This is a genomic window from Micromonospora sp. WMMD735, from assembly GCF_049178995.1.
GTDB lineage: Bacteria > Actinomycetota > Actinomycetes > Mycobacteriales > Micromonosporaceae > Micromonospora > Micromonospora wenchangensis.
The window spans coordinates 286,792-305,768 of sequence record NZ_JBMHMJ010000002.1; the positions used below are offsets into that span (position 1 = coordinate 286,792).

An 18,977-nucleotide genomic window follows, 5' to 3' on the forward strand; every position below is an offset into this window, starting at 1 on the left:
GGAATAGTCTCGCCGGAAAGCAGCTTCCGCCGATGCGTCAGAGACAATTAAGTATTGACTTCAGTTGATCAGGAGAACTGTCAGATGCCAAGCCCTGCCGTGTGGAACGTGGTGCTCGACGCAGCACCGGACGCCGACGTCGTGCTGGCCACCGACTTCCCGGTGACGGGCCGCAACGAAGGTGGTTTCGCCGACCTGACGCCGCACCTGGGCCTGGACTGCGCACTGTGGCAGACCGTCGCCCCCGTCCGCGTCCCCACCTCCGGTGTCGACCAGGACGAGTACCTCGCCCCCTGGCTGACCGAGGTCACCCGCAGTGGGCGCACCGTCCGGGCGCTCCTGGGCTACTGCGCCGGATCGGTCTTCGCCGGCGTCCTGGCCGAGCGGATCGCCGCCCGGCAACCCACCGCGCCGCAGGTGGTGGTCTTCGATCCCGAACTGGTCGACGTGCCCACCGTCCACCTGCAGTTCGGCCGGGTCGTCGGCAACATGACGGCCGTGTTGACCCCGGCGGAGGTCAGCGAACTGGCCGGCGCGGCGCAGCGGCTGGCGGCACGCCCCGGGAGCACACCGGCCGAGTTCGCCGCCGAACTGTACGCGGTCTTCGAGCCGGTCGGCTCCACGGCGCTACGCCGCGCCGGCCTCGACGAGGACTACGCCGCCGAACTGGTGGCACTGGTCGGGTCGTTCATGACCTATCTCGGCGTCGCCGCGGGGCTGGATCCCCGACCCGGCTGGTCCCGTGCCACCGTCATCACCTCGGCGACCCCGACCAGCGGGCTCAACCGGATGCGCGCCACCGCCGGAGCGGCCCCCATCGGGATCGCCGACGAGGTCCGGTTCCCGGTGGAGCACCGCGACCTGCTGCGCACCCCGGAGGTCGCCGCGACCGTGGCCGGCCTCCTGGCCGCCGGATCGCGGGCCGGCCGGTGAGGGCCGTCGCCCCGGACCCACCCGTCCGCGCCTCGCGCAAGGAGACCGCCCTCTGGCTGCTCGACGATCTCGTGCCCGGCAGCGGCGCGAACAACCTGTCGCTGGCCTTCCGCGTCGTCGGCCGTCTCGACCCGGCTGCCCTGACGGCCGCGCTGAACCTCCTACCCCGCCGGTACGAGGCGCTGCGCACGGTCTTCCACCGCACCGACGCCGCTCTGACCAGGACGGTACTGCCCAGCCTCAGGATCACCCCGGAGCAGGTCAGCCGGCCCGCTGACGAGCGCGGCACACTGACCGCCTTCGTCGCCCGCCCGTTCCACGCCGACGGCAGCCCGCTCCTGCGCGCCCTGCTGCTGCACGGCCCCGAGGACGACGTCCTGTGTCTTGCCCTGCACCACGCCGTCGCCGACGTGACGTCCACCGCCATCCTGCGGGCACAGCTCGTCGAGTTCTACGAGGCGGTGCTGGCCGGCCGGGACCCCGACCCCGGCGAGGTGCCCGTCTGGCACGAGCCCGCGCCGTCCGAGCAGAGCGAGAAGTTCTGGCGCGACACCATGAGCGGTTTCCGCTCGTCCGGTCTGGAACTGGGGTGCGAGAAGCCGGCACCGTCGACCACCACACTCCAGGGTGACGAGGTCACCCACGTCCTGTCGCCCGAGGCGCACGCGGTCGTCCGGCGGTTGCAACGCGAGCTGCGCGCCCCCGAGTCGGTCATCCTGCTCACCGCGTACGCGGTGCTGCTGGCCGGACACGGCGCCGGCCCCGACCTGACCATCGGATCACCGGTCAACGCCCGCAGCCGGGAGGCGGCCGGCGCGGTCGGCTACCACAGCAACCTGCTCACCCTGCGCCTGCTGACCGAACGCACCGTCGGTTTCCGGGAACTCGCCGGTCGTGCCCGCCGGGTCTTCATGGAGGCGATGGCCCACCTGGACATGCCCGCCGACGAACTGCTCGACGTGGTCGACCGCGACGGTTCCGGCTGGCGCAACGTGCTGTTCCGGCACGTGTTCAACTACGTGCCGTTCGCCGCCGGGCAGCGCCGCTTCACCGTGGCCGGCGCCGCCGCCGAACTGGTCGTGGTCGAGAACGGGTTCAGCCAGTTCGACCTGGAGTTCTTCGTGACGTCCGACCGGGACAGCGCGACCGTGCGCGCGGCGTTCTACACCGGCGTGCTCGACCGCGCCGACGTCGAGCTGATCGTCCGCCGTTACGACGCGCTGCTGGTCGCCGTCGGCGACGACCTCGACGCGCCGACCGGCTCGCTGTCGATCTGGTCGCCGCAGGACCACGCGGTCATCGGAGCAGCCAACGCGACCGACCGCCCGGTCGAGCTGACGTCGGTGCTCGCCGGATTCGCCCGGTGTGCCGCCGCCGACCCGGCCGCCCCGGCGGTCCGCGACGGCGACCAGCTGGTCAGCTACGGACACCTGTGGTCCGCCGCCGTGCACACCGCCGAGCGGCTGACAGCGGCCGGCGTCCGCCCCGGCGACGTCGTCGCGTTGCTCGTGCCCCGGGGCGCGACGCTGGCCGCCGCCGTGTTCGGCACCTGGCTCGCCGGCGCGGCGTACCTCCCCCTGGACCCGCACCACCCGGCGGAGCGGATCGCCTACCAGCTCGACGACGCCGGAGCGCGGGTGGTGGTGACCGGAGCGGGGCTCGTCCCGCCCGGCGACCGGCGGACGGTTGCGGTGCCCGACGTCGGCACCGCCCCGACGGTCCGGGTCGACACCACCGCCGCCGCCGTGGCGCGACCGTCCGCCCTGGCCTACGTGATCTACACGTCCGGTTCCACGGGCCGGCCGAAGGGCATCCCGATCACCCATCGGAGCCTGGTCAACCACATCACCGACTACGCGGTGCGCTTCGGCGTCGCCGGCTCGCGACGGCCGACCGGCTGGCTCAGCACGTACAGCTTCGACACCTCGTCGCTGGAGTTGATGATGCCGCTGCTGCACGGCGGGCACACGGTCGTGCTGCCCGACGAGGCCCGCACCGACGGCAGCCTGCTGGCGGCGGCGGTGCGGACGCACGACATCGGCTTCCTCCAGGCGACCCCGACCACCTGGCGACTGGTCGTCGACCAGATCACCGACCTGGTTGCCGGACGGACGCTGCTCAGCGGGGGCGAGCCACTGCTGCCGGGGCTGGCAGCCACCCTGACCGCGGCAGGTGCCCGGCTGTGGAACGTCTACGGCCCGACCGAGAGCACGATCTGGGCGACCGCCGGCCGGGTACCGGCGGACCCGGGGCCCCGGGTGGACGTCGGGGCACCGGTCGCCAACACCCGCATCTTCATCGCGGGCCCGGACGGGGAGCCGCTGCCGGTCGGTCTGCGCGGCGAGCTGTGCGTCGCCGGGGTCGGCGTCGCCGACGGCTACCACGGACGCCCCGATCTGACCGCCGAGCGTTTCGGCGTGCATCCCGGGTACGGCCGCTTCTACCGCTCCGGCGACGTGGCGCGCTGGCGGCCCGACGGCCGGATCGACCTGTTCGGCCGGATGGACCGGCAGGTGAAGCTGCGTGGCAACCGGATCGAGCTGGGCGAGATCGAGGGCGTCCTCACCGATCATCCGGACGTCGAGGCGGCCGCCGTGGTCGTCGTCGGGGATCCCGGCGCCGACGGTAGCCTCGCCGCGTTCGTCCGGGTCCCGGATCGGCCGGAGGCCGTCGACGAGCTTTGGGAGTACGCCCGTGGGCGGTTGCCGCGGTCGGTGGTGCCGCACCGGTTCCTCGCGGTGGAGGCGTTCCCGCGCACCGGCAGCGACAAGGTCGACTACCTGGCGTTGGCGGACCTCGCCGCCCGGGAACCGGCGGGGGCGGGCGGTGCCGCACCGGGTGGGGGCCCCGCCGCCGCCGACCGGCTCACCACGACCCTGGTCGCGCTCTTCGCCGAGCTGCTCGGCCGGTCGGACCTGGACGCCGATGCGCACTTCTTCACCAACGGCGGGCACTCGCTGCTCGCCGCCGCGCTGGCGCAGCGGATCAGGGACGAGACCGGTGTCCGGCTCGCCCTGACCGACGTGTTCGAGAACCCGACCCCCGCCGTGCTGGCCGACCGGCTGCGCGGACTCACCTGAGCGACCGGAAGGGGACATCCATGGAGATCCTGAAACTGGCGATCAGCGGCTGGTTCGCCCGCGCGCTGGCGGTCTTCATCCGCCTGGAGATCCCGGACATCCTGGGTGACGGCGCGATGACGGCGGCCGAGCTGGCGCGACGTACCGACACCGATCCGCAGGTGCTCTACCGGCTCCTGCAGATGCTCACGGTGCCGGGCGTGGTCGTGCACACCGGGGACGAGTTCCGGCTCGCTGAGGGGCACGAGATGCTGCGCGCCGACCACCCGTACACCCTGCGGCACTTCGTCATCCTCTCCGCCGAGCTGTACGACGACGCGTTCGCGGGCCTGATGCACACGGTGAAGACCGGCCGCTCCGGCTTCAAGGAGGTCTTCGGGGAGTCCCTGTACGAGTACCTGGAGACCCACCCCGACGACGCCGACCTGTTCGACAGGGGCATGGTCGACCTGGCCGGGCCGATCGCGGCGTGCCTGGTCGCCGTACACGACTTCAGCGGGGTCACCTCGATCGTCGACGTCGGTGGCGGCAGCGGCGGCCTGCTGCCGGGGCTGCTCACCGCCAACCCCGTCATGCAGGGCACCGTCGTCGACCGGCCGAGCGTCTGCGCACGCGGCCCGGCGACCCTCGCCCGGGTGACCGACAAGACGGTCATCGACCGGATCACCTTCGCCCCCAGCGACTTCTTCACCGAGGTCCCCGCCGGTGCCGACAGGTACGTGCTCAAGAACGTGCTGCACGACTGGACGTACGACAACTGCGTCCGGATCCTGCGCACCGTGGCGACCGCCCTGGCCGGCAGTCCACCCGGTGCCCGGCTACTGGTCGTCGAGCCGCTGGTGGAGACCGACCTGGACGGCTGGCGTGCGGTGTTCCAGGCGGTCGCCTGCGACGAGGGCACCCTCGGGTTGGACGAGGAGGAGCTGCGTCGGGCGCTGACCGAGGCGGGTCTGATCGTCGAGTCGGTCACCCCGCTGCCGACCGGCCACAAGGTGCTCGAGACCTCGCTGCGGCCCGCCTGACCATGCTCACACCGGTCTTCCTCTTCGCGGGCCAGGGCTCCCAGTACCACGGGATGGGCCGGTGGCTCTACGGCGCCGACCCGATCTTCCGGGACGCGCTGGACTCCCTGGACGCGGTCGTGCGTGACGTCCGTGGCGACTCCGTCGTCGCGGGCATCCACGGCGACGAACAGGGCGCGGAGCGGCCGATGACCCGGTTCGCCCTCACCCAACCGGCCATCTTCATGGTGGAGTACGCGCTGGCCAGCATGCTGCGTGCCCATGGATTCGAGCCGGCGGCGGTCCTCGGCGCCAGCCTGGGTGAGGTGGTCGCCGCCGCCGTCGCCGGCATGATGGACCCCGCGGACTGCCTGCGTTCGCTGCTCGACCAGGTGGAGCTGTTCGAGGCGGAGTGCCCGCGCGGTGGCATGCTGGCGGTCCTCGCCGACGCCGGGCTCGTGGAGCGCGATCCGGCGCTGGCCGGTGCCTACCTGGCCGCGATCAACGCGCCGGACAACTTCGTCCTGGCCGGCACCGCCGACCGGCTCGACGGCATCGAACGTCACCTGAACGCCTCGGGGGTGCTCTGTCAGCGGCTGCCGGTGCTGTTCCCGTTCCACTCACCGCTGATCGACGGGGTGCGCGACACGTTCACGAAACTGGTGGGTGGGCTCACCCTGCGGCCCGCCACGATTCCGCTGATCTCCGGGACGACCGGCACCGAGGTACGCCGCCCGGACCCGGAGCACTTCTGGCAGGTGCTGCGCGAGCCGTTCAACCTGTCGCGGGCCCTCGAACCGCTGCTGGCGCGCGATGACCTGCTCTTCCTGGATCTGGGTCCGTCCGGGTCGATGGCCAACCTGGTGCGGGCACGACTGCCGGTGGGCAGCCGGTCCCGGGTGCTGCCCCTGCTCTCCCCGTACGCCCGCGGCGAGGTGCTGTACCGGGCGGTGCTCGACACCCGTCCCCTGGTCGCCGCACCGGCCCGACGAAGCGAGGTGACCACCGTGACCGACGCGACCCCCGTCGTCGGCCCCGCCACCCCCGGCGACGGCTTCGACGTCTACGTCTTTCCCGGCCAGGGTGCCCAGGCCCGGGGGATGGGCCGCGACGTGTTCGACAGGTTTCCGGACCTGGTCGACCGGGCCGACGCCGTCCTGGGGTACTCCCTGCGGGAGCTGTGCCTCAAGGACCCGGACCGCAACCTGCGCGACACCCGGTACACCCAGCCCGCGCTGTACGTGGTCGAAGCCCTCACCTGGCTGGCCGTCCTGCAGGAGGGCGGTCGCCTGCCCGACTACCTGCTCGGCCACAGCCTCGGCGAGTTCGCCGCCCTGTTCGCCGCGGGCGTCTACGACTTCGAGACCGGGCTGCGCCTGGTCGCCGAACGTGGCCGGCTGATGGGGCAGGTCACGGGCGGCACGATGGCGGCCGTCTCGGCCGTCGACGCCGACCTGGTCCTGGAGGTGCTCCGCGCTCACGAACTGTCCGACGTCGACATCGCCAACTACAACGCGCCGACCCAGACGGTCGTCGCGGGGCCGGCCGACGCGGTCGGGCGTGCGGTGGCGCTGTTCAAGGAGAAGGGTGCCCGCTGTGCCCCGCTCAACGTCAGCGCCCCGTTCCACAGCCGCTACATGACACCCGCGGCGCAGGAGTTCGGACGCCTGTTGGACGCGACGACCTTCGCCGCCCCGAAGATCCCGGTGATCAGCAACGTCGACGCCCGGCCCTACGAAACCGGCGCGGTGGCCGACACGCTGCGTCGCCAGATCGTGTCGCCGGTGCGCTGGACCGACAGCATCCGGCTGCTCATGGGCCGGGGTGAGTTCCGCGTCCGCGAACTCGGCCCGGGGCAGGTGCTGACCAAGCTCGTCGCCCGGATCCGCGAGGAGGCCGACCCACTGCTACCCGAGCCGGCGCGGATGCTACCCGAGCCGGCGCGGACCGTCGCGGTCACCGTGCCGGCCCCGGTCGCGCCGCGGCGCGCGGAGCTGGGCTCGGCGGCCTTCCGGCAGGCGTACGGCGTCCGGCACGCCTACGCCGCCGGCGGCATGTACCACGGCGTCAGCTCCGTCGAGCTGGTCTCCCGGCTGGCCCGCTCCGGCCTGCTCGGCTACTTCGGGGCGGCCGGACTGCCCGTCCCGGATGTCGCGGCCGCGATCGACGGCATCCGGGCCGCCGCCGGGCGCGGTGCGCCGTTCGGGGTCAACCTCACCTACGATCCGTTCGACCCGGGCGCCGAGGTGGATCTGGTCGGCCTGCTGGTGCGCGAGGACGTCCGCTTCGTCGAGGCGGCCACGTACGTCGAGGTGACCGCCCCGCTGGTGCGCCATCGTCTGACCGGTGCCAGGATCCTGCCGGACGGCGGCGTGCACGCCCCGCGCAGGCTGTTGGCCAAGGTGACCCGTCTGGACACCGCCCGCCTGTTCTTCGCGCCGCCGCCGCCGTCCCTGGTGCGACGGCTGGTGGACGAGGGCCTGCTCACTGCGGAGGAGGCCGCGGCCGGCGAACGGATCGCCCTGGCCGACGACATCTGCGCGATCGGCGACGGGGCCGACTACACCGACCAGGGCGCACTGACCGCACTGCTGCCCTCGGTGCGCCGCCTGCGCACCCAGCTCGGCGGGGTCGCGTCCGCCGTACGGGTCGGGGGTGCCGGTGGCATCGGCTCCCCGGAGTCGGCCGCGGCGGCGTTCGTGCTCGGTGCCGAGTTCGTCCTCACCGGCTCGATCAACCTGTGTACCGCCGAGAGCGGGCTCGCCGCGCCCACCAAGGACCTGCTGCCGGAGCTCGACGTGCACGACACCGCTTACGCTCCGTACGGCGGGCTGTTCGAACTCGGCGGCCGGGCCCGGGTGATGCGCAAGGGCGTGCTCTTCCACGTCCGTGCCGGCAAGCTGTACGACCTCTGGCGCACCTACGACTCCTGGGACGCCGTGCCCGCACCGGTCCGGTCCCGGGTGGAGCGGGACTACCTCGGTGCCGGCTTCGAGGACGTGGCGTCGCGCCTCGCCGCCTCCGGCGGTCCGGCCACCGACCCCAAGCGCCGGATGGCCCTGGTCTTCCGGTGGTACTGCGCCCAGGCACAGCGCTGGGCGATCGAGGGCACCCCCGCCCGGACCGCGGACTACCAGGTGGCCTGCGGGCCCGCGCTGGGCGCCTGCAACCACTGGCTGCGTGGCACCCCGCACGCCGACTGGCGCGACCGGCACGTCGACGAGTTGGCCGACCGGCTCATGACCGAAGCCGCCGAGATCGTCGGGTCGGCCGGCCTCTAGAGAGTAAGGAGAACGTCGTGTCCGAGACCGTTCGTGTCGTCGAGGGCCTGCCCATGGCACGTGGCACATGCCCCTTCGACCCCGCGCCGGAGCTCGCCGAGCTGCGCCGGGAGCAACCGGTGGCCCGGATGGAGTTCCCGGACGGCCACCTCGGCTGGCTGGTCACCGGCTACGACCAGGTCCGCCGGCTCCTGGCCGACAAGGGCATGAGCTCGCGCGGTGACCTGCTGCGCTCGCCCATCCCGTTGCCGATGGCCGGGGACCGCACCGAGGTGGCGCCGGGGATGTTCACGGCGATGGACCCACCGGAGCACACCCGCTTCCGGCGTCGGTTGACCGCCTGGTTCTCGGCCCGACGCACCCGCACCCTGGAACCGCGGCTGGTCGAACACGTCGAGCGGTACCTCGACGACATGATCGAAGCGGGCGGTCCGGCCGATCTGGTCGGCGCGTTCGCCGAGCCGGTGGCCGCGCTGGCGATCTGCGAGCTGCTCGGCGTCCCGGTCGACCAGCGTGAGGTGTTCGTCCGGGGGATCAAGGCGCTGTTCACCGTCCACTCCAGTGCGGCGCAGGCCATCGCCGGCTGGCAGGAGATCGGTGGGCTGTTGGCGGACCTGGTCCGGGCCAAGCGGGCAGAGCCCGCCGACGATCTGCTCGGCACGCTCGTCACCGACGGCGAGTTCACCGACGAGGAGTTGGCGACCGTCGGCAGTGTGCTTCTCGTCGCCGGCTACGACACCAGCAGGAACATGCTCGGGCTGGGCACGTTCGCCCTGCTGGAGCACCCCGACCAGTACGCGGCTCTGGCCGCGGACCCGGGCCTGGGCACCAACGCGGTCGAGGAGCTGTTGCGCTACCTGACGATCGTGCACGCCGGGTCGATCCGGGCGGCCGGCACCGACCTGGAGTTCGACGGGCACCGGCTGACCGCCGGCGACGCGGTGTCGCTGTCGCTGGCCGCGGCGAACCGGGACCCGGCGCTCTGCGACGACCCGGACCGCCTCGACATCACCCGGACGCCGGTGCCGCACCTCGCGTTCGGCCACGGCATCCACCAGTGCGTCGGGCAGCAACTGGCGCGGCTCGAACTGCGCATCGCATTCGAGTCGCTGGCCCGGCGGTTGCCGGGGCTGCGCCTGGCGGTACCTGCGGACCAGGTCCGCACCAGTCCGGAGATGATCATCTACGGCGTGCACGAGCTGCCGGTGACATGGTGAACGGAGACCACCCGATGTACCGAGAGATGCTCAAGTCAAAGATCCACCGCGCCACGGTGACGCAGTCGGACCTGCACTACGTCGGCTCGCTCACGCTCGACTCCACCCTGATGGCTGCCGCGAACCTGCTGCCCGGCGAGAAGGTCGACGTCGTGGACGTCGACAACGGCGCCCGGCTCAGCACCTACGTCATCGAAGGGCCCACCGACAGCGGCGTGGTCGGCATCAACGGCGCCGCCGCCCGGCTGATCAGCCCCGGTGACCTGGTCATCATCATCTCGTACGCGGCGATGGCCGACGAGCAGGCCCGCTCGTACCGGCCGACGGTGGTCTTCGTCGACGGTGCCAACCGCCCCCGGAACATCGGGTCCGATCCGGCCGAGGTACCTGCCGGCGTCGACGACCTGATGCGTGGCGACACCGTCAATGCGTGAGCGCACCGACCCGGCGAACTCGGAGACCGCGATGAACCGACCCGACGTGATGACCTCGTTCACCACCGGTCTCGCCGACATCAACCTCGACGAGACCGACGGCCGGCGGGCGGGGACGCAGGCCGCCACCATGAAGTCGGCCAGCTCCTCGATCTACGACATGGCGGCCACCCTCTCGGGCCGGGGCGAGCTGTGGAACTGGGGCATGTGCGATCCCGACCTGGCCGCCGAGATCGAGGCCCGACTGCCCGGGTTCGCCGAGTTCGGCACGGACGGCTTCAGCGAGCAGCTCTACTACCTGGCCCTGCGCGACCTCCCGGGCGGCCTGGACGGGTGCGCCGGGCAGACGCTCCTGGAGGTCGGCTGCGGGGCGGGGGAGGGGCTCAACTTCCTGTCCCGGCTCGTTCCCGACACCCGGATGACCGGCCTGGACCTGTCGCCGAAGGCGGTCGCCCGGGCCAACGCCACCCTGGCGCGCGGCGACAGCCTGCGCTTCGTCCAGGGCGACGCCGAGGATCTGCCGTTCGAGGACTCCTCGGTGGATGTCCTGATCAACATCGAGAGCTCCCACACCTACCCCGACCTCGAGCGGTTCCTGCGCGAGGTCGCGCGGGTACTGCGTCCGGGCGGGGCCCTGTCGCACATCGACGTGTTCACCCGCCAGCGGCTGCAGACCATGCGGCGGATCACCGCGGAACTGCCCCAGCTGACGTGGGTCACCGATCACGACGTCTCCGCCGCGGTCCGGGCCGCGGTCCGCCGACGGATGACCCCGGGCAGCCGCTTCCGCCGGACGCTGGACCGCCAGCGGATGAACCCGTTGGTGCGGACGATCGCCACGCACAGCCAGATCCTGATGTTCGGCGGCATGTTCGCAGGCTACCGGCCACCCACCTCGATCAGGGCGCTCAGCCGGTTGGGCGTCGTGCCGTGGATGAGCGGCCTGCCCATGGAGAGCTACCGGCACCAGGTCGCCGTGCGGGTGTGAGGGAGACGACGTGACCAGCCACCTGTTCGCCGTCGCCGCCGCGACCGGGGACGACCTGCTCGCCGCGGTCCGCGCGCATGCCGACCGGATCCGCAGCGGCCGGAACCTGCCCCCGCTGGACCGGTACTGCCACGACGTGGCGACCGGGACAGCCGGCCTGCCGCACCGGGCCACGCTCGTCGCCGACTCGTACGACAGCCTCGCGACCGGCCTGGCCGAACTGTCGGCCGCAGGGCCGGACCGCCAGGCGGCGCAGCCGCTGCGGCGACGGCCGGGCCCCGTCTTCGTCTTCGCCGGACAGGGCGCGCAGTGGGACGGGATGGGCCTGGAGTTGCTGGCCACCGAGCCGGTCTTCCGCGCGGCGCTGCTGCGCTGCGAGGAGCGGGTGCGTACGCTGGCCGGCTTCTCGGTGACCGAGCAGTTACGGGCCGACCCGGCGACGTCCCGGCTCGGCGAGATCGACGTGCTGCAACCGACGATGGTGTCGCTGCAGGTCGCCCTGGTCGCCCTGTGGCGCAGCTGGCACGTGGAACCGGCCGCGGTGGTCGGCCACAGCATGGGTGAGATCTCCGCAGGGTACGCAGCCGGCGCCCTCACCCTCGACGACGCCCTGCTGATCGCCTGCCGCCGTAGCTCCCTGCTGCGCCGGATCACCGGTCGGGGTGCCCTGGCCACCACGGAACTGTCGCCGGAGGCCGCGCACGCGCTGGCCGACGCCAGCGGGGGGCGCATCTGCGTAGCCGGGGAGAACAGCCCCCGGTCGACGGTGCTGGCCGGGGACACCGGGTCCCTGACCGCGCTGATCGAGGACCTCGACCGGCGGGACGTCTACTGCCGGATGGTGCGGGGCACGGTCGCCTCGCACAGCCACTACGTCGACGAACTCCGCGACGACCTGGCCGCCGCGCTGCGCCCGCTGTGCCCGGTGGCGTCACGGGTGCCGGTGTACTCGACGGTGACGGGCGCACCCGTGCCCGGCACCGCGCTCGGACCGGCGTACTGGATGCGGAACCTGCGGGAGCCGGTCCGGTTCGCCGCGACCGTCACCCGGCTGGCCGAGGACGGTCACGACGTCTTCGTCGAGATCAGCACCCACCCCGTGCTGATCAGCAGCCTGAGGCAGACGCTGGAGAGCGTGGGGCGGACGGCCGAACTGCTGCCCTCCGGCCGCCGGCGGGCCGAGCGCAGGACGGTGCTGTCGTCGCTCGGCACGCTCTACGCGTGTGGTCACGACGTGCACTGGCCGGCACTCGCCCCGCCGGCTCCGGGACTCACCGCCTACCAGGACGCGGTCCTGGACGCGGTCCGGCTTCCCCGGCCCTTGCCGGCGCGGGCGGGGTCACGATGACGGCCGGGCCCGACGGGGGACCCCAGCCGGTGGGTGCCCGACCCGTGGTGCGGGACGGAACCCGCCGATCAGAGGCGCGGATGCCGGGGGCGCGGGGGTCCTCAGGACATCCCCAGCCGCCGTGGTCGCCGGGGCAGCAGGAAGAGCAGGCAGATCACCGCAGCCAGTCCGGCGGACGCCCAGTAGAGGGCTTCGCTGAACGTCGCGATGAACGTCCGGGTCTTGATGTCGGCCAGGGTGCTCCCGATCGCGGCCTGCTGCGCGGGGTCGCCGCCGGCCAGCGTGCGGCAGCTCTGCGGGATGGCGGTGATGTCGGCCTGACCGAGCGCCTCGGTGGCGCAGGTGCGGATGGCCGTCTGCTGCGAGGCGACGGCCGGGACATCCGGGAGCACCCGGTCCGCCTGCGTCCCCGCGTTGGTGGCGAGGGCCGAGAAGAAGATGCCGCCGATGATCGCCACACCGAGGGCGGCACCGAGCTGACCTGCAGCGTTGATCAGACCGGACGCCGACCCGGCCTCCCGTGGCTCGACCTCGGTCAGGATCATGCCGGTCAGCGGGGCGAGCAGCATGCCCATTCCGGAACCGAGCAGCAGCATGGGCACGACGGCGTGCCACGAGGTGATCGTCTCGCCGGCCAGTTGGGCGATCCGCGCGTACAGCAGGAGCCCGACCAGCATCAGCAGCGCCCCGGCGAACAGGCAGTTGCGGCCGTAGCGGGGGAACAGCTTGCGGACGGCGAGGTTGCCGGCGATCGGGACGCCCAGCGAGAACGGAATCGCCGTGAGGCCGGTGTGCAGCGCCGACCAGCCGAGGCCACCCTGAAGGTAGAGCGTCCAGCTGAGGAAGAACCCGGCCGGGATGCAGCTGAACAGCAGTTGGGTGCCGACGCCGGCACCGAAGGTCCGGATCTTGAACAGCGAGAGGGCCACCAGCGGCGATCCGTCCTTGGCGGTCTTGTAGCGCTCGTAGAGCACGAACACCGCGAGGACGGGCGCGGAGGCGACCAGCGAGACGATGCTCCAGACGGGCCAGCCGAGCTCCCGGCCGCGCAGCAGCGGCAGCAGCAACAGCAGCAGGCCGGCGGTCACCAGCACCATGCCGACGAGGTCCAGCCGGTTGGCGCGCGGCGACCGCGACTCACGCATCCACATCCAGCCGGCGACCAGGGCGGCCGCGCCGATCGGAAGGTTGACCACGAAGATGGTGCGCCAGCCCAGGTCGGCCGGGTTCCACGAGATGAGCAGCCCACCCAGCAGCGGCCCGGCGACGATGGCCAGGCCGATCATGCTGGCGTACAGGCTGACGACCCGGCCGATCTCCTGCGGTGGGAAGGTGACGTGGATGATCGCCAGGACCTGCGGGACCATGACCGCGGCGGCGATGCCCTGCAGCACCCGGGCACCGACCAGGACCTCGGAGGTGGGGGCGAAGGCGCACAGGGCGGAGGCCAGGACGAAGCCGGCGACCCCGGTCAGGAACATCCGTTTGCGGCCGAAGATGTCGCCGAGCCGCCCTCCGGTGATCAGGACGACGGCGAAGCACAGCGTGTAGCCGACTGTCAGGGCCTGTACGGCGGCCGCCGAAGCGCCGAGATCCTCCTGGATGCTCGGGATCGCCACGGTGACGATGTTGACGTCGAGCAGGTCCATGAAGGTCGCGACGAGCAGGACCATCAGCGCCAGCCAACGGTGGGGATGTGGGCCGTCGGTGGCCGCGACGGGAGATCCGATGGCCCCTGCGGGCGCCGGCTCCACTTCCTGACTCATGAAATGTGCTCCAGTTCTTGCGGTTCGTCGCCGGTAGCGGACACCGGCGATGGCTTAGGGGGCGGTCGGGTCCGTAGCGGACGCGCCGTCCGCCTCGGACGTGCCGGTACGGGCGAGCGCGGTCCACGACCGCATCAGCAGCTCCACGACGTCCATGACGTCCCCGGCCGGGCTGTCGCCGGCCAGCAGCACGCGCTGGATGGACAGTCCGTCGTCCAACGCGTGCACGATCAGCGCCAACAGCTCCACCGGCGCGGGTGGCGTGACCGACCGGGCGGCGAAGCCCCGCGCGAGCGCCTGGGCCATGGCCTCGTGGGACCGTCGTTCGCGGTCGGCCATCAGGGACAGCACCTGCGGATCGCGCCTCGCGTAGAGCCACAGTCCGGTGCGCAGGGCCAGCCAGCTCGCGAAGTTCTTGTCCCGTTCCCGGTGCCAGGCACGCAGGTGCTCGATCGTCTCCTCGAACGACCCGGCCTTGCGGCTCAGCGCCTGCACCTCCTGCAGTTCGCGTTCGGTGCGCTGTTCCAACAGGGCCAGGACCAACTGTTGCTTGCCGTCGAAGTTGCCGTAGAAGGCACCCCGGGTGTACCCGGCACGTTCGACGATCTGCTCGACCGAGGTGCCGTTGACACCGAACTCGGCGAACAGCTCGGCTGCCGCCTGCAGCAGCTCCTGGCGGGTGATTTCCCGGCTCTGCTGGCGGGTGAGTCGCTTGCTGATGATCAACCTCCTCGTGAGACTCAGATACGGTACCGTATTCTGATACAGTGTTGTATCCGAATGCCGCATAACCCACCCCGGGGCGTGTCGCAGCGAACACCGGCGGCGCACCGACACTCGGGTCAACGTCGTGAGCAATCGAATGGGGATGCTGGTGACCGGAGCATTCGACTGGACGGACGTCGAGTTCGACCTGTCCAACGTGAACTTCGTGACCGACCGGGACGCCGGGGAGCGCTGGCTGGGTGCGCCCCGGCCGGTGTGTCCGGGCCGGTTCTCCGACGGTAACGAGGTCTATGTCGTCACCCGCTACGACGCGGTCCGTAGCCTGTTCACCGATCGTCGGGTCAGCAACCATCCCCCGGAGGGCGTCCATCTCGACAGCATGCGCCGCCGGGGTGTGCCCGAGGAACTGCTCAAGTACTTCGATTCCACGATCATGACGATGGTGCCGGAGGACCACCGGCGGGTGCGGTCGCTGATCGACCGGGCGTTCTCGGCGCGGCGGGTCAGGACCCTGCGCCCCCGGATCGAGCAGCTCGTCGACGACCTGCTCGACCAGATGGATGCCGCCGGGGAGGTCGACCTCGTCGCCGAATACGCCCATCCGATCTCCACGACGATCATCTGTGAGCTGCTCGGCGTCGACGACGAGTACCGCGACAGGTGGCTGCGGTGGACCGAGGCGTTCACCACCTTCGTCCGCCCCGACCCGGTGATGCTGCCGCCCGCGCTGCGCGGCATGGTCGACACGGTCATCAGGCTGATCGGCGCGCGGCGGGCCCAGCCCGGCGACGACCTGATCTCCGATCTGGTCAAGGCGAGCGACGAGACCGAGAAGCTCGACGAGGTCGAACTGGTCGCCCTGGTGCTGGTGCTGGTGCAGGCCGGCCTCGACACCGTCCGGCACTCGATCTCGCTGAGCCTCTTCCACCTGCTGACCCATCCCGATCAGCTCGAACTGGTCAGGTCGCAGCCGGAGAACACCGTCCAGGCGGTGCGGGAGTTGATGCGCTACGCCGGCCCGATCAAGATGGCCCTGCCCCGCTTCGCCGTAGAGCCGATCGAGGTCGACGGGGTGACCATCCCCAAGGACGGGCAGATCCAGCTCGTGGTGGGTGCCGCCAACAACGACCCGCAGCGGTTCACCGACCCGCGCACCCTGGACGTCACCCGGGTCGACAATCCGCAGCTCAGCTTCGCTGCCGGCGACCACTTCTGCCCGGGGGCGTCGTTGGCCACCGCGGAGACCGAGATCGCGCTCAACAAGCTGTTCGCGCGCTTTCCCGGTGTCCGCCTGGCCGGCGACCCCGACGAGGTGGGACCGCGGTTCCTCAAGGCCGTGTCACGCCTGCCCGTACGGCTCGTGTGATCACCGTTCTCCAAGACCGACAACGATCAGTAGGATGAAAAGTGTTACCCACAGTAGTAGCAACGCAGTATCTGACCGCCCTGCGTGAGGGTGGATCCCTGCCCGGGGTGGTGGAGGCGGACAACGACGGCGTGTACGTCGTCAAGTTCCGTGGCGCGGGCCAGGGCAGTGCCGCCCTGGTCGCCGAGATCGTCGTCGGCGAGCTCGGCCGCCGGCTCGGCATCCGCGTCCCCGAGCTCGTCACCATCGACATCGACCCGGAGATGGCACGCCGCGATCCCGATCAGGAGATCCAGGAACTCCTGCGGGCCAGCGCCGGGGTGAACCTGGGCATGGACTTCCTTCCCGGCTCGGTCGGCTTCGACGGCGTCGGGTGGCAGCCCCCGGCCGAGGAGGCAGCCAGGATCTACTGGCTGGACGCCCTCACCGCCAACGTGGACCGCACCTGGTCCAACCCCAACCTGATCATCTGGCACCGCCAGCTCTGGGCCATCGACCACGGCGCCGCGCTGCTGTTCCACCACTCCTGGCCGACCGTCGCCACCTGGGCCGAGCGCCGCTACGACCTGTCCCAGCACGTGCTGGCCGATCTGGTCGCCTCGCTGGGGCCCGCGACGCTGGCCAAGCTGGACGCCGAGCTGTCCGATGCGGTGACCGAGGACCTGCTGACCGAGGTCGTCGCCATGGTTCCGGACAGCTTCCTGTTGGGCATGAACTCCGTTCCCGAGGATGCGGACCCGCCCGAGCTGCGACAACGCTACGTCGACTACCTCCTCGCCCGGCGTACCCGCGTGGGTGCCTGGTGGCCGGGGGTCGATGCATGACCGCCAGGGCGTCCATCCTCAGCTTCGACTACGCGCTGTTGCGCGCCGTGCCCCGGGTCGACCGCGGTGAGCAGGTCAACGTCGGAGCGTTGCTCTACTGCCCCGGCGCGGACTTCCTCGGTGCCGCCGTCCATGTCGACGCCGACCGGCTACGGATGCTGGATCCGGACATCGACGTCGACATGGTCGCTGCGGCCCTCGACGCCATCCGTGCGATCTGCGCCGGTGATCCCGCTGCTGGTCGGGCGGGAGCCGGCACCCGGGGGGCGCGGTTCGGCTGGCTGACCGCGCCGCGCAGCACGGTGATCCAGACCAGTGCCGTCCATGGCGGGCTCACCACCGATCCGGCGGCCGAACTCAAGCGCCTGATGGGACGGCTCGTGCACTGAACGGCGAGGCAGCGGGCCGCAGCCACCTCCTTTCCTCAGTCGCGTTACCCGAGGAGCACCGATGGAAGACATCATCAGCGCCGTTCTCGACCCGGACACCCGACCGGAGGACTTCGCGGCCCTGCCCGTTCCGGAGCACTATCGCGCGGTCACCCTGCACGCCGACGAGGTCGAGATGTTCGCAGGGGTCGCCGCCGAGGCCCGGGAGCCGCGCCGGGCCGTGCACCTCGACGACGTGGCGGTCCCCGAGGTCGGGCCCGGCGAGGCACTGGTGGCGGTCATGGCCAGCTCGATCAACTACAACACCGTGTGGTCGTCGTTGTTCGATCCGATGCCCAGTTTCACCTTCCTGGCCCGGTACGGCCGACGCTCACCGCTGGCCCGCCGCCATGACCTGCCCTACCACGTGATCGGTTCCGACCTGTCCGGAGTGGTGCTGCGTACCGGGCCAGGGGTCTACGCCTGGAAGCCCGGCGACGAGGTCGTGGCGCACTGTCTGTCGGCCGAGCTGGAGGCACCCGAGGGACACAACGACACCATGCTCGACCCGGATCAGCGGATCTGGGGCTACGAGACCAACTTCGGCGGTCTCGCCCAGTTGGCACTGGTCAAGGCGAACCAGTTGATGCCCAAGCCAGCGCACCTGACCTGGGAGGAGGCGGGGACTCCCGGTCTGGTCGCCTCGACGGCCTACCGGCAGCTGGTCTCCCGCAACGGCGCCCAGATGAAGCAGGGCGACAATGTGCTCATCTGGGGTGCCTCCGGCGGGGTGGGCGCGTTCGCCACCCAGCTCGCGTTGGCCGGAGGGGCGAAGCCGATCTGTGTGGTGTCCAGTCCGACCAAGGCCGCCATCTGCCGGGCGATGGGTGCTGACGCGGTGATCGACCGCACCGACGAGGCCTTCACCTTCTGGAAGGACGAGTACACCCAGGACCCCGGGGAGTGGAAACGGTTCGGCCGGCGGATCCGGGAACTGACCGGCGGGGAGGATCCCGACATCGTGTTCGAGCATCCCGGGCGGGACACCTTCGGTGCCTCGGTGTACGTGACCCGCAAGGGAGGCACCATCGTGACCTGCGCTTCCACCTCCGGCTACCGCCACGAGTACGACAACCGCTACCTGTGGATGTCGCTCAAGCGGATCGTCGGATCGCACTTCGCCAACTATCGCGAGGCGTGGGAGGTCAACCGGCTCATCGCCAAGGGCCGGATCCACCCCACGCTGTCCAAGACGTACGCCCTGGCAGACGCCGGACAGGCGGTCGACGACGTGTACCGCAACCGGCACCTCGGCAAGGTCGGCGTGCTGGCGCTGGCACCGCACGAGGGTCTCGGCGTCCGCGACACGGCGATGCGCGAGCAGCATCTCGACGCGATCAACCGGTTCCGGCGGGCTGACCGGCCGACCGGTGGTAGCCCTCGCTGACCCGACCGTCAGCGAGGCGACGCCGGTCGGTCAACTGCCCACAGGCACCCGCGTGCCGCGCCGGCCTGCGGGTGCGACAGCGACACGTCGTCCGGAGGCCCGCTCGATCGGTCCCGCAGCGGAGCGGGATCACCGGGTCAGCCGTCCGCCCCCACGATCGGTCGAGGTGGAAGGCCGGTTCGACGTCATGCCCTCATC

At 71.5% G+C, this 18,977-nt stretch carries 14 protein-coding genes; 12 read left to right on the forward strand and 2 right to left on the reverse strand.

Annotation, left to right across the window (positions count from 1 at the left end; all coding sequences use genetic code 11):
- Nucleotides 1-84 precede the first annotated feature (84 nt).
- The 8 genes from ACN268_RS01435 to ACN268_RS01470 are packed head-to-tail and all read left to right on the forward strand — an operon-like array spanning nucleotide 85 to nucleotide 12,282.
- Nucleotides 85-933 (forward strand): hypothetical protein, encoded by an 849-nt coding sequence (locus ACN268_RS01435; RefSeq protein WP_421481346.1) that lies wholly within the window; start codon nucleotides 85-87, stop codon nucleotides 931-933.
- Nucleotides 930-4,013, forward strand: coding sequence for a non-ribosomal peptide synthetase (locus tag ACN268_RS01440; RefSeq protein WP_421481347.1), 3,084 nt, complete (start codon nucleotides 930-932; stop codon nucleotides 4,011-4,013). Before ACN268_RS01435 ends, ACN268_RS01440 begins: the two co-directional genes overlap by 4 nt.
- A 20-nt stretch (nucleotides 4,014-4,033) precedes the next feature.
- Nucleotides 4,034-5,035: a methyltransferase gene (locus ACN268_RS01445; protein ID WP_421481348.1), complete on the forward strand. Its 1,002-nt coding sequence runs from the start codon at nucleotides 4,034-4,036 to the stop codon at nucleotides 5,033-5,035.
- Nucleotides 5,036-5,037: 2 nt separating this feature from the next.
- Nucleotides 5,038-8,295: an ACP S-malonyltransferase gene (fabD, locus tag ACN268_RS01450; RefSeq protein ID WP_421481349.1), complete on the forward strand. Its 3,258-nt coding sequence runs from the start codon at nucleotides 5,038-5,040 to the stop codon at nucleotides 8,293-8,295.
- Nucleotides 8,296-8,312: 17 nt separating this feature from the next.
- Nucleotides 8,313-9,512, forward strand: a complete 1,200-nt coding sequence (locus ACN268_RS01455) for a cytochrome P450 (RefSeq protein WP_421481350.1) — start codon at nucleotides 8,313-8,315, stop codon at nucleotides 9,510-9,512.
- A gap of 14 nt (nucleotides 9,513-9,526) precedes the next feature.
- Nucleotides 9,527-9,946 carry an aspartate 1-decarboxylase gene (gene panD / locus ACN268_RS01460; RefSeq protein ID WP_204925161.1) on the forward strand — a complete coding sequence of 140 codons (420 nt, stop codon included), beginning with the start codon at nucleotides 9,527-9,529 and terminating at the stop codon, nucleotides 9,944-9,946.
- A gap of 31 nt (nucleotides 9,947-9,977) precedes the next feature.
- Complete coding sequence (locus ACN268_RS01465) at nucleotides 9,978-10,934, forward strand: class I SAM-dependent methyltransferase (RefSeq protein WP_421481351.1); 957 nt, start codon at nucleotides 9,978-9,980, stop codon at nucleotides 10,932-10,934.
- Between the two features lie 10 nt (nucleotides 10,935-10,944).
- A complete protein-coding gene (locus ACN268_RS01470; RefSeq protein WP_421481352.1) occupies nucleotides 10,945-12,282 on the forward strand; it encodes an acyltransferase domain-containing protein in 1,338 nt (445 codons plus the stop codon).
- A gap of 101 nt (nucleotides 12,283-12,383) precedes the next feature.
- Here ACN268_RS01470 and ACN268_RS01475 read toward each other — a convergent pair whose 3' ends face one another.
- Nucleotides 12,384-14,048, reverse strand: coding sequence for an MFS transporter (locus ACN268_RS01475; protein WP_421481353.1), 1,665 nt, complete (start codon nucleotides 14,046-14,048; stop codon nucleotides 12,384-12,386).
- 54 nt (nucleotides 14,049-14,102) lie between these two features.
- On the reverse strand, nucleotides 14,103-14,774 hold the full coding sequence (locus ACN268_RS01480; protein ID WP_421481354.1) for a TetR/AcrR family transcriptional regulator: 672 nt from the start codon (nucleotides 14,772-14,774) through the stop codon (nucleotides 14,103-14,105).
- Nucleotides 14,775-14,898: 124 nt separating this feature from the next.
- On the opposite strand from ACN268_RS01480, the gene ACN268_RS01485 reads away from it, so the two are divergent.
- The 4 genes from ACN268_RS01485 to ccrA all read left to right on the forward strand — a co-directional run bounded on the left by ACN268_RS01485 (nucleotide 14,899) and on the right by ccrA (nucleotide 18,779).
- Nucleotides 14,899-16,140, forward strand: coding sequence for a cytochrome P450 family protein (locus ACN268_RS01485; protein ID WP_421481355.1), 1,242 nt, complete (start codon nucleotides 14,899-14,901; stop codon nucleotides 16,138-16,140).
- A gap of 41 nt (nucleotides 16,141-16,181) precedes the next feature.
- Nucleotides 16,182-16,964, forward strand: a complete 783-nt coding sequence (locus tag ACN268_RS01490; RefSeq protein ID WP_421481356.1) for a HipA family kinase — start codon at nucleotides 16,182-16,184, stop codon at nucleotides 16,962-16,964.
- Complete coding sequence (locus tag ACN268_RS01495) at nucleotides 16,961-17,353, forward strand: DUF3037 domain-containing protein (RefSeq protein WP_421481357.1); 393 nt, start codon at nucleotides 16,961-16,963, stop codon at nucleotides 17,351-17,353. The genes ACN268_RS01490 and ACN268_RS01495 overlap by 4 nt, the downstream gene beginning before the upstream one ends.
- Nucleotides 17,354-17,414: 61 nt before the next feature.
- Nucleotides 17,415-18,779, forward strand: a complete 1,365-nt coding sequence (ccrA, locus tag ACN268_RS01500; RefSeq protein ID WP_421481358.1) for a crotonyl-CoA carboxylase/reductase — start codon at nucleotides 17,415-17,417, stop codon at nucleotides 18,777-18,779.
- Nucleotides 18,780-18,977: the final 198 nt, after the last annotated feature.

Coding starts and splice junctions, on each gene's coding strand:
- ACN268_RS01435 (WP_421481346.1), top strand. CDS start 85: ATGCCAAGCCCTGCCGTGTGGAACGTGGTGCTCGACGCAGCACCGGAC.
- ACN268_RS01445 (WP_421481348.1), top strand. CDS start 4,034: ATGGAGATCCTGAAACTGGCGATCAGCGGCTGGTTCGCCCGCGCGCTG.
- fabD (WP_421481349.1), top strand. CDS start 5,038: ATGCTCACACCGGTCTTCCTCTTCGCGGGCCAGGGCTCCCAGTACCAC.
- panD (WP_204925161.1), top strand. CDS start 9,527: ATGTACCGAGAGATGCTCAAGTCAAAGATCCACCGCGCCACGGTGACG.
- ACN268_RS01465 (WP_421481351.1), top strand. CDS start 9,978: ATGAACCGACCCGACGTGATGACCTCGTTCACCACCGGTCTCGCCGAC.
- ACN268_RS01475 (WP_421481353.1), bottom strand. CDS start 14,048: ATGAGTCAGGAAGTGGAGCCGGCGCCCGCAGGGGCCATCGGATCTCCC.
- ACN268_RS01495 (WP_421481357.1), top strand. CDS start 16,961: ATGACCGCCAGGGCGTCCATCCTCAGCTTCGACTACGCGCTGTTGCGC.
- ccrA (WP_421481358.1), top strand. CDS start 17,415: ATGGAAGACATCATCAGCGCCGTTCTCGACCCGGACACCCGACCGGAG.